Annotated in this window: 14 protein-coding genes and 1 pseudogene; 4 read left to right on the forward strand and 11 right to left on the reverse strand. The window is 66.8% G+C overall.

Annotation, left to right across the window (positions count from 1 at the left end):
* Positions 1 to 15: 15 nt before the first annotated feature.
* Both MSG_RS17945 and MSG_RS17950 read right to left on the reverse strand, forming a co-directional pair.
* Positions 16 to 858 carry an enoyl-CoA hydratase gene (locus tag MSG_RS17945; RefSeq protein ID WP_096441678.1) on the reverse strand — a complete coding sequence of 281 codons (843 nt, stop codon included), beginning with the start codon at positions 856 to 858 and terminating at the stop codon, positions 16 to 18.
* 184 nt (positions 859 to 1042) lie between these two features.
* Positions 1043 to 1315 carry a GlsB/YeaQ/YmgE family stress response membrane protein gene (locus tag MSG_RS17950; protein WP_096441680.1) on the reverse strand — a complete coding sequence of 91 codons (273 nt, stop codon included), beginning with the start codon at positions 1313 to 1315 and terminating at the stop codon, positions 1043 to 1045.
* Positions 1316 to 1391: 76 nt separating this feature from the next.
* On the opposite strand from MSG_RS17950, the gene MSG_RS17955 reads away from it, so the two are divergent.
* Positions 1392 to 1667, forward strand: coding sequence for a hypothetical protein (locus MSG_RS17955; RefSeq protein ID WP_096441682.1), 276 nt, complete (start codon positions 1392 to 1394; stop codon positions 1665 to 1667).
* A 29-nt stretch (positions 1668 to 1696) separates the two neighbouring features.
* Here MSG_RS17955 and MSG_RS17960 read toward each other — a convergent pair whose 3' ends face one another.
* Together MSG_RS17960 and MSG_RS17965 are read right to left on the reverse strand one after the other, a co-directional pair.
* Positions 1697 to 2704 (reverse strand): dihydrodipicolinate synthase family protein, encoded by a 1008-nt coding sequence (locus MSG_RS17960; protein ID WP_096441684.1) that lies wholly within the window; start codon positions 2702 to 2704, stop codon positions 1697 to 1699.
* A 34-nt stretch (positions 2705 to 2738) separates the two neighbouring features.
* Positions 2739 to 3536 (reverse strand): SDR family NAD(P)-dependent oxidoreductase, encoded by a 798-nt coding sequence (locus tag MSG_RS17965; RefSeq protein ID WP_096441686.1) that lies wholly within the window; start codon positions 3534 to 3536, stop codon positions 2739 to 2741.
* Between the two features lie 193 nt (positions 3537 to 3729).
* On the opposite strand from MSG_RS17965, the gene MSG_RS17970 reads away from it, so the two are divergent.
* On the forward strand, positions 3730 to 4521 hold the full coding sequence (locus MSG_RS17970) for a TetR/AcrR family transcriptional regulator (protein ID WP_096441688.1): 792 nt from the start codon (positions 3730 to 3732) through the stop codon (positions 4519 to 4521).
* 18 nt (positions 4522 to 4539) lie between these two features.
* On the opposite strand, the pseudogene MSG_RS17975 reads toward MSG_RS17970, so the two are convergent.
* The 7 genes and pseudogenes from MSG_RS17975 to fabG all read right to left on the reverse strand — a co-directional run.
* Positions 4540 to 4807, reverse strand: a pseudogene (locus tag MSG_RS17975) (enoyl-CoA hydratase/isomerase family protein); the annotation flags it as partial.
* A 3-nt stretch (positions 4808 to 4810) separates the two neighbouring features.
* The gene (locus MSG_RS17980; RefSeq protein WP_096444640.1) at positions 4811 to 5164 is read right to left on the reverse strand and encodes a hypothetical protein; all 354 of its coding nucleotides are present in this window, start codon (positions 5162 to 5164) and stop codon (positions 4811 to 4813) included.
* 74 nt (positions 5165 to 5238) lie between these two features.
* Positions 5239 to 5916: a GntR family transcriptional regulator gene (locus MSG_RS17985; protein ID WP_096441690.1), complete on the reverse strand. Its 678-nt coding sequence runs from the start codon at positions 5914 to 5916 to the stop codon at positions 5239 to 5241.
* Between the two features lie 4 nt (positions 5917 to 5920).
* Positions 5921 to 7114 (reverse strand): acyl-CoA dehydrogenase family protein, encoded by a 1194-nt coding sequence (locus MSG_RS17990; protein WP_096441693.1) that lies wholly within the window; start codon positions 7112 to 7114, stop codon positions 5921 to 5923.
* A 25-nt stretch (positions 7115 to 7139) separates the two neighbouring features.
* Positions 7140 to 8330: a CoA transferase gene (locus tag MSG_RS17995; RefSeq protein WP_096441695.1), complete on the reverse strand. Its 1191-nt coding sequence runs from the start codon at positions 8328 to 8330 to the stop codon at positions 7140 to 7142.
* On the reverse strand, positions 8327 to 9541 hold the full coding sequence (locus tag MSG_RS18000; protein ID WP_096441697.1) for an acetyl-CoA C-acetyltransferase: 1215 nt from the start codon (positions 9539 to 9541) through the stop codon (positions 8327 to 8329). The genes MSG_RS17995 and MSG_RS18000 overlap by 4 nt, the downstream gene beginning before the upstream one ends.
* 11 nt (positions 9542 to 9552) lie before the next feature.
* On the reverse strand, positions 9553 to 10305 hold the full coding sequence (gene fabG / locus MSG_RS18005) for a 3-oxoacyl-ACP reductase FabG (protein WP_096441699.1): 753 nt from the start codon (positions 10303 to 10305) through the stop codon (positions 9553 to 9555).
* Positions 10306 to 10398: 93 nt separating this feature from the next.
* Here fabG and MSG_RS18010 point away from each other — a divergent pair, with 93 nt between their 5' ends.
* The gene (locus MSG_RS18010; protein ID WP_096441701.1) at positions 10399 to 11595 is read left to right on the forward strand and encodes an acyl-CoA dehydrogenase family protein; all 1197 of its coding nucleotides are present in this window, start codon (positions 10399 to 10401) and stop codon (positions 11593 to 11595) included.
* The gene (locus tag MSG_RS18015; protein WP_096441703.1) at positions 11592 to 12413 is read left to right on the forward strand and encodes a mycofactocin-coupled SDR family oxidoreductase; all 822 of its coding nucleotides are present in this window, start codon (positions 11592 to 11594) and stop codon (positions 12411 to 12413) included. Before MSG_RS18010 ends, MSG_RS18015 begins: the two co-directional genes overlap by 4 nt.
* Positions 12414 to 12453: the final 40 nt, after the last annotated feature.

Here is a 12453-nt window from a genome sequence, read left to right on the forward strand (position 1 = left end):
TTCCTTCCCTGGTAACTAAGCGTCTGTCGGGCGCAGCGAGGGAAACTGCGGGGGCCGCTTCTGAAGAAAGCTGGTGATCCCTTCGATCACGTCGGGTCGTGACATCGCTTCGTGCACCAGGACTTCGGAGAGGTCGTTGGCCTCGGCGACCTCGCGGTTGTCGTCGCCGTAGATCTGTCGTTTGATCACCGCCATCGAGGCGGGCGAGCAGTTCGCGGCCATGTCCTCGGCGTATTCGAGTGCGCGTTTCATCAGGTCGTCGGCCGCCACGACCTCTTTGACCAGGCCCAGCTCGGCGGCCTCCGCCGCGAGGAACGTGCGGCCGCTGAGCAACAGGTCGAGGGCGGCGGCCATCCCGGTCAGGCGCGGCAGGATCCAGGAGATCCCGAATTCGGCGATCAAGCCGCGGCGGGCGAACACCGCACCGAACTTGGCTCCGGCGGCGGCGAACCGGACATCGCACATCAGCGCTTGGGTGAAGCCGATGCCGACGCACGCGCCGTTGATGGCAGCGATGACGGGCTTGCGCAGCGTCGTCACGAAGTGGGGCGGCCGCTCGCCGACCAATTCCGCCAGGTTCGTCTGCCCCGCCTTCTCCATCGATTCGCCGACCCCGGCCGCCCCGCCCGGCGCGCCCAGGTAGGCGCCGGCGCAAAAACCCCTGCCCCGACCGGTCAGCACGATCACCCGGATTGCCGGATCCTGTTCGGCGCGGTCGATGGCGGCATAGAAGCCGGCGGCGATGTCCGGGCCCCAGGCGTTGAGGCGGTCCGGTCGATTGAACGTCAGGATTGCCACTCCGCTGTCCGTGGCCTCGTAGAGCACCGTTGCATCGGAAGCACCGTCGCTGCTGGACATCTCCCGCGGCACCTCCTCGTGCGTGAACTATCGGATTCGCCGTCGCTTTGCACCCATACTGTATACCTATCGGTAGCGCATTCCACAACTGCAGCCGGGGCCCCGCGGACCGCGACTCGACAGTGAATTCCGTGGCTCGCGCGGCGCGGCGGAAGGGCCACGGGCCGAACGGGATTGGCGAGCCCTAGCGGGACACGCGGCCCCCGCGGATGAGCTTGACGATCGCCAGCAGGATGACCGCCCCCAGCAGACACGTCAGGAACGAGAACAGCAGGCCGCCGCCGGCCACGTCCACACCGAACCCCCGCAGCAGGAACCCGCCGATCAGGCCGCCGATGACGCCGACCACGATGTTGAGCACCAACCCCATCTGGGCGTCGGTGCCCATGATCTTGCTGCCGACCCAGCCGGCCAGGCCGCCGATGATGAACCAGCCAATAACGCCAAGAGTGAGCATGACTCTCACCGTATGCCCCGCGGACCGTCTTGGTAAGCGGGGTTTGGAACGCCCGTCGCCGGGTTACCGACACTTGGTGAATTCGACGACCACGAAAATCGTGCATCGCCTGCGTCAGGCGCGGGTGGTGATACTGCGCGCCCAGCTGGCGGTAACGGGCGCGCAGCTGCTGTTCTGGGTGGCGCTGATCGGCGTTCTCGTCGGCCTCGGGACACGGGTGCTGGGCCGCAGAAGGCACGCCCGCGCGAACGCCGTGGCGAGCACCACGCCGGTGACCGGCTTTCCCGCATCGACCGACCAGGAGGGAGCCGTTGAGCCCACCGACCTAGGCAAGGCCGCTCCCAGTCGCTAGCAGAGTCCCTGTGCCGCGGCGACTTTCGGCTACACGGCGACCAGGCCCAGACGGCGGTAGGCGCTTTCGATCTGCGCCTTGGCCTCCGGCGGCAGCTCCGCCTGCGGCGGCCGGGAATGCGGGTAGTCGCCGATCGGAAGACCCAGCAGCGAGGCGGCATATTTGAACGCGCCGCCCCAGTGGGTGAAGTAGTCCGCCCGTCCCGGATAGCACGTCCACCACGAGCCGATGTCCAGGTCGAACTGGTCCATCCCGGATTCCCGGCCGTAGTCCATCGCCTCGAGCAGCTTGTCGTTGTACACCAGTTCCCAATACTCCGAGAACAGCCGCCGCCGCGGTGTCTCGAACAGGTAGCCGGCCGTACCCAATTGCGCGGGACAGACGATGCCCGCCCGCAACCACCCGGCGCGGTACACGGTCCGGTCGCATTCCCAGACGGCCAGGCCGGGCGCCAACTCGTGCAGCCGCCGGCTCGCCTCGGGCCGGAAGGCGCCTTCCTTGGTCGCGCACACCGCGGGAACCTCGTCGTAGATGCGCGCGCTCTCGGCGGGGGTCAGGACATAGCCGGAGGACGGGGAATTGAACATGCCCAGCGCGATATCGGTACGCGCCGCAATGTATTTGAAGAATCGAAGCACACCCTCGCCGCCGTGGGCCTCCATCATCGGCGTTTGGATGTAAGCGATGTCGGCGCCCACCTGTTGGGCATGCCGGGTCAATTCCAGACAGTCCTTCGCCGACGTCGCCGCAGTGCAAGCCTGCACGACGACGTCCGGGTTCAGGCCGCGCGCCTCCTCGATCGCCACCTCTAACAGGCGTTTACGCTCGTCGATGGTCAGGGACCAGAATTCGGCGATGCCGCTGGTGCACCACAACATCGGGTGCCCGAGGTCGCCGACGCAATACCGTACCAGCGCCCGATAGGCGTCCCAGTCGATGTCGTCGCCGTCGGTGCCGCAGAACGGCGTATACAACGAATCCCCGATCCCGCGCAGCGCACTGCGTGCCCACGCACGCGCCTGGCTAGCCGTCGCCACTGTTCACTCCTTCTGTCGAACAACAGATTTCACATCAGGTGAAATCCGAACCGCCGTCGACGTTGATGTTCGCCCCGGTCATGTACGAGTTGCGCCGCGACGCCAGGAAGGCCGCGACCGGACCGATCTCCTCCGGCAGTCCGGCGCGGGGCATGTGTGCGGGATGCCCGAAATGCTGGTCGATGGCCTGCATCAACGCATAGGGATCGCCGCCGTCGACGCCGACCGACTGCGCCCAGCTGACCAGCGACCCGGAAGCGATGCTGCCCGGCGACACGACATTGACCAGGATCTCGTCGGGGGCCAGCAACAGCGACAGGTTCTTCGAGACGCTGGTGAGCATCGACTTGGCCGCGGTGTAGGCCGGCAGCATGACGCTCTGCCGTTGTGTCGAATGCGCCGAGAAGCTGACGATCCGCGCCCATTCCGCGTTGCGCAGCAGCGGAAGTGCCGTACGCACGCAGCGCACCATGCCCAGCACGCCGTCCTCGACGGATTGCAGCCACTGCTCGTCGGTGAGCTGTTCGAAGTTGCCCGCGGCCCCCGGCCCGACCGTGTTGACGAGGACGTTGAGTTCACCGCCGAATCGCTCCCCGAGTTCGGCGAACGCCTTCGTCACCTGCTGCGCGTCACCGATGTCGACGACCAGACCCACCGCATCCGGGCTGCCGCGTTCCGAAAGCTCAGCGACGGCGCTGTCCAGGACGGCCTGTGTGCGGCCGATCACAGCCACCCGGGCGCCGTCGTCGGCGAGGCAACGGGCCGTGGCCAGACCCATACCGCGACTGCCGCCGACCACGACGGTCGCGGCATTCGTCAACCCGAGATCCATGGCTTCAGCCCGGTCATCGTCGTCCGCCCAGCTGTATTACCAAAAACCCTACGATAGGTATTACAGTAGCAGAGGGAAAAGTGCAGGAAAGCCGGGTTGACGGTCACCGCCGAGCGGCGACACGGGCTAGGTATGTGCAGGTGAGCGCATCGGTGGCCGCTGTACAGGATACATTTCGACGGAGGTGCCGGGAGTGGCAAAGCAGGCTAACGCCGACAGGCGTCAGCGACGCGAACGGGGTTCGATCAATCCCGACGACATCATCAGCGGCGCATTCGAACTCGCGGAGCAGGTGTCGATCGACAACTTGAGCATGCCACTGCTCGGCAAACATCTCGGCGTCGGTGTGACGAGCATCTACTGGTACTTCCGCAAAAAGGACGACCTGCTCAACGCGATGACCGACCGCGCCCTGAGTAAATACGTATTCGCCACCCCGTACGTCGAGGCCAGCGACTGGCGCGAGACGTTGCGCAATCACGCGCGTCTGATGCGTAAAACGTTCATGGGCAACCCGATTCTGTGCGACCTGATTCTGATCCGGGCCGCGCTCAGCCCGAAAGCGGCGCGGATGGGCGCCCAGGAAATGGAGAAGGCGGTCTCGAATCTGGTCGAGGCCGGCCTCTCACCCGAGGACGCCTTCGACACCTACTCCGCGATCTCGGTACATGTCCGGGGATCGGTCGTGCTGCAGCGGCTCTACGAAAAGAACCAGTCGTCGGACGCCGGGCCCCGCGCCATCGAGGATGCCGTGACCATCGACCCCGAGAGCACTCCGTTGCTGTCGCAGATCACCCGGATCGGTCACCGGATCGGGGCGCCGGACGAGACCAATTTCGAGTACGGACTCAACTGTATCCTCGACCACGCCGGCCGACTGATCGACGAAGGGCCGAAGGGCGCCAAGTCGGCGCCGTCACGGGCGCGCAAGGCGGCCAAGTCACCGGGGCAGCGCGGCAGGCCGAAGGCGGCGGCGGGCCGCTAGGCCACGCGAATTCGGTTGTCACGCTTCGGGCTCGGGCACATGGAAGTGTTCGTCGCGCAGCCGGAACGCTTCCTTGGTGCCGTGCTGGGCCCGGGTCTTGACGAAGTTGAACTCGTCGGGCCCGAATTGCAGGTTGGTGCCGTGGGCGCGCGGTGACGGCGCCGGGATCGCTTGTGTCGGTGAAGATTCCGAGATGTTCTAGCTCGCCCGCCTCGATGACGTCACCGGTCAACAGCAGGCGGCGGGCCAGCACCGGCCCCAACCGGTGGAAGAACATGTGCAGGCTGGCTTAAGGGACCCGCGTCCACGGCTCGCAGTTCTGCGACTCGAAGGCCTTGATCGTCGTGTTGATATTCGCGTACATCGGACCGACGGACATATTCGTCTGAACCACATGGTCCTTGTTCGCATCGGGCGTGCTGTAGGTGAACCACGCGCACATCGACTCCTGGGTCGGCACGTTGTTGATCCAGACTCCGAACGTCGACGCCGTGCCGGCGGTGTGGTAGAGGCCCGGGGCAATGTCACGCCCGACGACGAAGACTCCATTGCCCGGAATCGGGTCGAGCAAATCGGCGTGCGCTGGAGCCGCGAACGCCACGGCTGCAACGACGAGGACCGATCCGCGAAGTAGTGGGAACATTTCTTCTTCCCTCTCCAAACCGTCGCCCACCCTGCTGGCAGCGTATGCGCAGCGTCGTCGCGCGACAACCCGCCTCAGTCGGATTCCACCACCACCCCGCGCGCAACGAGGTGATCGATCAGCGGAACCGCGCCGGCCGCAAGGTGTTCCGACATCGCCGAGCGGGCGAGCGCCTCGTCGTGCAGTTCAAGCGCGTCCAGGATCTGCCGGTGGTCCTGTATCGACTGACCGGGCCATCCCTCGATCGCCGGAAACACCGATTCGGGCGCGTAGCGGGTGATCTGCGACATCAGCTGGGCAAGCTTCGGGGAGGCCGCGGCGACATTGATGGCCCGGTGGAACTCGTGATTGAGCCGCACGGTCCGCTCCTGGTCATCGCCAGCGTAGGCCTTTTCCAGTTGAGCCTGAATCTGCTTGAGCTCGAGCAATTGTTCGGCGGTGATGTTGACCGCGGCCCGGGCGGCCAGCTCGCCGCCGACGTGGGCCTGCACGTTCGCCACGTCCGTGACATCGCGGCCTGTGACGGGCAGCACCGCGAATCCGCGGTGCGGCTGCTGGGCGATCAGGCCCTCGGCGCGCAGCGCGAACAACGCCTCGCGCACCGGTGTGACGCTGATCCCCAATTCCGCGGCCAGCTGGTCCAGCCGGACATAAGTGCCCGCGGCGTAGCTGCCGTCGAAGATCCGGCTGCGGATCAGGCGCGCGACATCATCAGAAAGGTGTGGCCGCGCAGCGAAATCCGGGTTGCTCATGGGTTCACACCTGGTACTCGGCGAGTAACCGCTTGCTGATGATGTTCTTCTGGATCTCGCTGGTCCCCTCGCCGATGAGCAGGAACGGGGCGTCGCGCATCAGCCGCTCGATCTCGTACTCCTTGGAGTAGCCGTAACCGCCGTGAATCCGGAAGCTCTGCTGGGTGACCTCGGCGCAGTATTCGCTGCACAGGTACTTAGCCATCCCGGCGGCGACGTCGTTGCGCTCCCCGGAGTCCTTGAGCCGCGCCGCGTTGACCATCATCAGGTGTGCGGCTTCGACTTTGGTTGCCATTTCCGCGATTTGGAAGGCGATGGCCTGATGCTCGGCGATCGGCCTGCCAAAGGTGTGCCGCTGCTGGGCGTAACGCACCGCGAGTTCGAAGGCGCGGATCCCGACGCCACAGGCGCGCGCCGACACGTTGACCCGACCGACCTCGATGCCGTCCATCATCTGGAAGAAGCCCTGGCCCGTGCTGCCGCCGAGAACATCATCGGCATCGGCCGCATAGCCGTCGAAGATCAGCTCCGTGGTTTCGATGCCCTTGTAGCCCAGCTTGTCGATCCTGCCGGGAATCACCAGCCCCGGCACGACTTCGCCGAAACCCGTTGGCTTCTCGACCAGGAAGGCGGTGAGGTTGCGGTGCGGTTTGTCCGAGCCTTCGTCGGTACGCACCAGGACCGCGACCAGCGTCGAGGTGGCACCGTTGGTCAGCCACATCTTCTGGCCGTTGATGGTGTAGTTGCCATCGGCATTGCGCGTCGCCCGCGTCCGGATGGCGGCGACGTCGGAACCGAGCTCGGGCTCCGACATCGAAAAGGCGCCGCGGGTTTCGCCGGCCGCCATTCGCGGCAGGAAGCGTTGCTTCTGCCCCTCGGTGCCGTGCTGGCGCAGCATGTAGGCCACGATGAAATGCGTGTTGAGGACCCCGGATACGCTCATCCAGCCGCGTGCCAACTCTTCGACGCACAGCGCATACGTCAACAGGGACTCGCCCAGCCCGCCGTATTCCTGGGGGATCATCAGGCCGAACAGACCCATCTCACGCATCTGGTCGACGATGTGCTGGGGATAGATGTCGCCCCGCTCGAGCTCGGCCGCGTTCGGAATGACTTCCTTGTCGACGAATTGCCGCACGGTCGCGATGATCTCGGTCTGAAACTCGGTCAGGCCGAGGGTCTGGGCAAGTTTGGTCATTGCGCTGTGGTTCCCTTCCGCCTGCTCAGCAGGCGATCGTTCTGGCGTCCGCCAAACGCGCGATGTCTGCGGCGGTCAAACCCAGCTTCTCGGTGAGGATGTCAGCGGTGTCCTGGCCCAGCGCGGGGGCGGCGTCGCTAGCGGCGTGGACGCCGTCGAATGCGGCCGGCAGGCCGGCGGCCAGATAGTCGCCGACGCCCGGCTGGTGCAACCGGGAAAATAGCGGGTTCTCAGTCACTTTCGGGTCTTCGACAACCTCCGCGAAAGTGCGGTATCGCTCGAACAACACAGTGGTGCCCGACAGGGCCGCGGTGATCTCCTCAGCGGTATGCTCGGCGAACCAGGTGCCGAACAGGCCGGACACCACGTCGCGATAGCGGTAGCGGTCGCCCTCGGTTTCGAAGTCCACACCCAGCGCATCGGCGAGGGCCGACACCGGGTGCCCGGTGCCAGTCACCTCGACCAGGTCACGGAAGTGCCTGCGGGTCAGGGTCACCAGCATGAACCTGACGCCGTCGGAACTGACGAAGTCTTGTCCGTACTGGCCGTAGATCGCGTTGCCCAGCCGCTCCCGCTGGGTTCCGGTCACCTGCGGTTCGGTCAGCAGCCCCAGGTTTCCCGCGGTGGCCAGTGCCACATCCTCCAGTGCAAGGCTGACCCGCGCGCCCGTCCCGGAACGCTCACGTCGGTATACCGCCGACACAACGGCGAGCGCCGCGTAGAGACCACAGGACACATCCCAAGCCGGCAGCACGTGGTTGACGGGACCGGCGTGGTCGGCAGGACCGGTGACCAGGGGGTAGCCGATGGCCGCGTTCACCGTATAGTCCACGCCGGTGGAACCGTCGCCGCGGCCGAGCAGCTGTACGTGGATGACGTCGGAACGCTTGGCGGCCAACGACTCATGGCTCAGCCAGGGCAGCACCGCATTGGTCACGACGATCCCGTCGCCCTCGGCGACCAGGCGCCGGACCAGTTCGCGCCCCTCGGTGGAGCGCAGGTCGATGGTCGCCGACCGCTTGCCCTTGTTCAGCCCGGTCCAGTAGATCGACGTGCCATCTTCGGTCAGCGGCCAGCGCTTGACATCCGAGGCGCCCCCAATCGGGTCGATGCGGATCACTTGCGCACCAAGCTGGTTCAGCGTGACGCCGCACAGCGGCGCGGCGACGAAGCTGGACACCTCGACGACCGTGAGACCGGTCAGCGGGCCACTCATGCCGGCATGACGCGTTCGAACACCGCGGCCAGCCCCTGGCCGCCGCCGATGCACATGGTCTCCAAGCCGTAGCGCGCCTGGCGGCGATCGAGCTCACGGGCCAGCGTCGCGAGCATCCGCCCGCCCGTCGCACCGACGGGGTGCCCCAGCGAGATCCCCGAGCCGTGCACGTTGGTCCGGTCGAAGTCGGCCGCCCCGAAGTTCCAGGCCCGCATCACCGCGAGTGCTTGTGCGGCAAAGGCTTCGTTGAGTTCGATGAGGTCGATATCGGACAGGCGCAGGCCCGCCTTGGCAAGCGCGACCTCGGTCGCGGGCACCGGGCCGATGCCCATGATGTTGGGCGCCACGCCCGCCGATCCCCACGACACCAGGCGGACGAGCGGCCTCAGGCCGTAGTCGGCCGCCTTCTCCGGTGTAGTCACCACGCACATGGATGCCGCGTCGTTCTGACCGCTGGCGTTCCCGGCGGTGACCGTCGCCTCCGGATCCTCTTTGCCCAGAATGGGTTTCAGCTTGCTCAGCGACTCCACCGACGTGTCGGCGCGGGGATGCTCGTCGGTGTCGATCCGTTCCTCGGCGCCGCGCGTGCGCACGGTGACCGGAATGATCTCCTCGGACAAGACACCGTCCTTCTGCGCGGCCACGGCACGCTGATGCGACCGCGCGGCGAGTTCGTCCTGCTCCCTGCGCGAGATGCCGTACTGCCGGCGCAGGTTCTCGGCCGTCTCCAGCATCCCGCCGGGAACCGGGTAGTGGCGGCCACCCGCGGTGGTGCGGCCTCGGGCCAGCCCGTCGTGCACCTGCACTCCGTTGCGCGCACCCCAACGCATATCGGTGGAGTAGAAGGCGACGTTGCTCATGCTCTCGCAGCCGCCTGCGACGACGAGATTGCTGTCCCCGGCGCCCACCTGCAGACACGCCTGGATCACCGACTGCAGCCCCGACCCGCAGCGGCGGTCGACCTGCATGCCGGGAACGGTCACGGGCAGGCCGGCATCCAGGGCCACCACGCGCCCGATCGCCGGCGCCTCGCTGTTGGGGTAACAGTGCCCGAGGATCACGTCCTGCAAGGCGTCGGGCGCCAGCCCGGTGCGCTCGAGCAGCCCCTTGAGGGCGGTGACGCCGAGGTCGACGGCGGTAAGCGAGCTGAATACGCCACCGTAGCGGCCGATCGGCGTCCGGACCGGTTCACAGATCACGGTTTCGCGCATGTCAGACCTCTCTACAGATGCCGGCCGCCGGTGATTTCCATGACGGTGCCGGTCATGTACGAAGACAGGTCGGAAGCCAAAAACAGCGCCACGCTGGCGACCTCGCGGGGTTCGCCGGCCCGGCCCAACGGCACCTCGGCGACCTTCGAATCCCAAATGCGTTGCGGCATGGCCTCGGTCATGGCCGATCGGATCAGGCCGGGGGCAATCGCGTTCACCCGAACCCCAAGGTAGGCAAGCTCTTTGGCGGCGGCCTTGGTCATGCCGACGATTCCGGCCTTGGCCGCCGAGTAGTTGGTCTGGCCGATCATGCCGACCTTGCCCGACACCGAGGACATGTTGATGATGCTGCCGCGCTTGTTTTCCCGCATGATCGCCGCCGCCAGCCGGATGCCGTTCCAGGTGCCCTTCAGGTGCACATTGATCACCTGATCGAACTGTTCCTCGGTCATCTTGCGCATCGTCGCGTCACGGGTGATCCCGGCATTGTTGACCATGATGTCCAGGCCGCCGAAACGTTCGATCGCGGTCTGGATCAGTTGTTCGACGTCGGATGCCTGCGTCACATCGCAGCGGACCGCCACGGCGATGTCGTCCCCGCCCAGCTGTTTGGCCACGGCCGCGGTCGCCTCGAGGTTGACGTCGCCGAGCACCACCCGCGCACCCTCGGCCACAAAGCGTTCCGCGATCGCCAGACCAAGTCCCTGCGCTCCACCGGTGATCACCGCGGTCTGTCCGCTCAGCAACGTCACTCGTTCACCCATCCTCACCCGCTATTGCCGCAGCCCCGGGGGCCGGCGATCCAATATCATATTTCATATAGGATCGCCTCCGAACACCAGGAGGGAGCGTCATCGATGACCACTGCCGACATTCCCGAAGTGTCTGACGAGGATTTCCGGGACATCCTCGCGCAGACTCGTGATTTCGTCCGCACCGCCGTGGTTCCCCGCGAGCAGGAGATCCTCGACGAGGACCGGGTGCCCGACGACCTGCGCGACCAGGCCAAGAAGATGGGACTGTTCGGCTACGCGATCCCCCAACAGTGGGGCGGCCTCGGCCTGAATCTGCGGCAAGACGTCGAGCTCGCAATGGAATTGGGCTACACGTCGCTGGCGCTGCGGTCGATGTTCGGCACCAACAACGGCATCGCCGGGCAGGTCCTGGTCGGGTTCGGCACCGACGACCAGAAGGCCCGCTGGCTGGAGCCGATCGCCACGGGTGAGGTTGTCGCCTCCTTTGCGCTGACCGAGCCGGGCGCCGGCTCGAACCCTGCCGGCCTGCGTACGAAAGCCGTTCACGACCAAGATGATTGGGTGGTCACCGGCCAGAAGCGCTTCATCACCAACGCGCCCGTCGCGGACCTGTTCGTGGTGTTCGCCCGCACCCGTCCGGCCGACGAGCAGGGCCCCGGGATCGCGGTCTTCCTGGTTCCCGCGGACATCGCGGGCGTCGAGGTGGGCGCCAAGGACGCCAAGATGGGCCAGGAGGGCGCGTGGACGGCCGACGTGAGCTTCGACGAGGTCCGGGTCGGCGCCGAGGCGCTCGTCGGCGGCAGCGAGGATGTCGGCTACCGGGCCGCGATGACCTCGCTGGCGCGGGGCCGGGTCCACATCGCCGCGCTCGCGGTCGGCGCGGCGGCGCGCGCGCTCGACGAGTCCGTCGAATATGCGGCCACCGCGACACAGGGCGGCGAGCCGATCGGCAACTTCCAACTGGTGCAGGCGATGCTCGCCGACCAGCAGGCCGAGGTGATGGCCGGCCGCGCGTTGGTCCGCGAGGCCGCGCAACTGTGGGTCAGCGGCGAGGACCGGCGCATCGCGCCATCGGCGGCCAAGCTCTTCTGCACCGAAATGGCCGGCCGGGTAGCGGATCTCGCGGTGCAGATTCACGGCGGCAGCGGCTATATGCGTGGCGTAGCCGTGGAACGCATCTACCGCGACGTGCGGCTGCTGCGCCTCTACGAGGGCACCAGCGAAATCCAGCGCCTGATCATCGGATCGAACCTCGTCAAGGCGGCCCAGCGGGCCACCCCCACAAAGGAGCAGCAATGACCAGAAGGCTCGAGGGCCGCGTCGCTTTCATCACGGGGGCGGCACGCGGCCAGGGTCGCGCACATGCGGTGCGGATGGCCCGGGAGGGCGCCGACATCATCGCCGTCGACATCGCCGGCAAGCTCCCAGCGTGCGTTCCCTACGACCCGGCCACCGAGGAGGACCTCGCCGAAACCGTTCGCCTCGTCGAAGAGACGAACCGCCGGATCCTCGCCACGGTCGCGGACACCCGCGATCTGGCGGCGCTGCGCGAGGCCGTCGACGCCGGGGTCGCCGAACTGGGCCGTCTCGACATCATCGTGGCCAACGCCGGCGTCGCGGCGCCCCAGCCGTGGCACGAGATCACACCCGACGACTTCGCCGACGTCCTGGACATCAACGTCACCGGCACCTGGAACACCGTGATGGCCGGCGCGGAGAAGATCATCGAAGGCGGCCGCGGCGGCTCCATCATCCTGATCAGTTCGGCGGCGGGCGCGAAGATGCAGCCGTTCATGGTGCACTACACCGCCAGCAAGCACGCCGTCACCGGGCTGACCCGCGCCTTCGCCGCCGAGTTAGGCAAGCATTCGATCCGGGTCAACAGCGTCCACCCCGGCCCGGTGAACACCCCGATGGGCTCCGGCCGGATGGTCGAGGAGGTCGGCCGCGCGATGGAGACCAACCCGCAGCTCGCACACGTCGTGACGCCGTTCCTGCCCGACTGGATCGCCGAGCCGGAAGAGATCGCCGACGCCGTGTGCTGGCTGGCCAGTGACGAATCGCGCAAGGTCACCGCGGCCCAGATCCGCGTCGACCAGGGGTCCACCCAGTACTGACCGCCGCCCCGAGGCATACTGCAGGCGTCCGAGCCCGTGG

The sequence above is a fragment of the Mycobacterium shigaense genome, from assembly GCF_002356315.1.
Lineage (GTDB): Bacteria > Actinomycetota > Actinomycetes > Mycobacteriales > Mycobacteriaceae > Mycobacterium > Mycobacterium shigaense.

Excerpts from the sequence above, each read along its gene's own strand:
- MSG_RS17945 (WP_096441678.1), bottom strand. The coding sequence starts at position 858 with ATGTCCAGCAGCGACGGTGCTTCCGATGCAACGGTGCTCTACGAGGCC.
- MSG_RS17950 (WP_096441680.1), bottom strand. The coding sequence starts at position 1,315 with ATGCTCACTCTTGGCGTTATTGGCTGGTTCATCATCGGCGGCCTGGCC.
- MSG_RS17965 (WP_096441686.1), bottom strand. The coding sequence starts at position 3,536 with ATGGATCTCGGGTTGACGAATGCCGCGACCGTCGTGGTCGGCGGCAGT.
- MSG_RS17980 (WP_096444640.1), bottom strand. The coding sequence starts at position 5,164 with ATGTTCCCACTACTTCGCGGATCGGTCCTCGTCGTTGCAGCCGTGGCG.
- MSG_RS17985 (WP_096441690.1), bottom strand. The coding sequence starts at position 5,916 with ATGAGCAACCCGGATTTCGCTGCGCGGCCACACCTTTCTGATGATGTC.
- MSG_RS17990 (WP_096441693.1), bottom strand. The coding sequence starts at position 7,114 with ATGACCAAACTTGCCCAGACCCTCGGCCTGACCGAGTTTCAGACCGAG.
- MSG_RS17995 (WP_096441695.1), bottom strand. The coding sequence starts at position 8,330 with ATGAGTGGCCCGCTGACCGGTCTCACGGTCGTCGAGGTGTCCAGCTTC.
- MSG_RS18000 (WP_096441697.1), bottom strand. The coding sequence starts at position 9,541 with ATGCGCGAAACCGTGATCTGTGAACCGGTCCGGACGCCGATCGGCCGC.
- fabG (WP_096441699.1), bottom strand. The coding sequence starts at position 10,305 with ATGGGTGAACGAGTGACGTTGCTGAGCGGACAGACCGCGGTGATCACC.
- MSG_RS18010 (WP_096441701.1), top strand. The coding sequence starts at position 10,399 with ATGACCACTGCCGACATTCCCGAAGTGTCTGACGAGGATTTCCGGGAC.
- MSG_RS18015 (WP_096441703.1), top strand. The coding sequence starts at position 11,592 with ATGACCAGAAGGCTCGAGGGCCGCGTCGCTTTCATCACGGGGGCGGCA.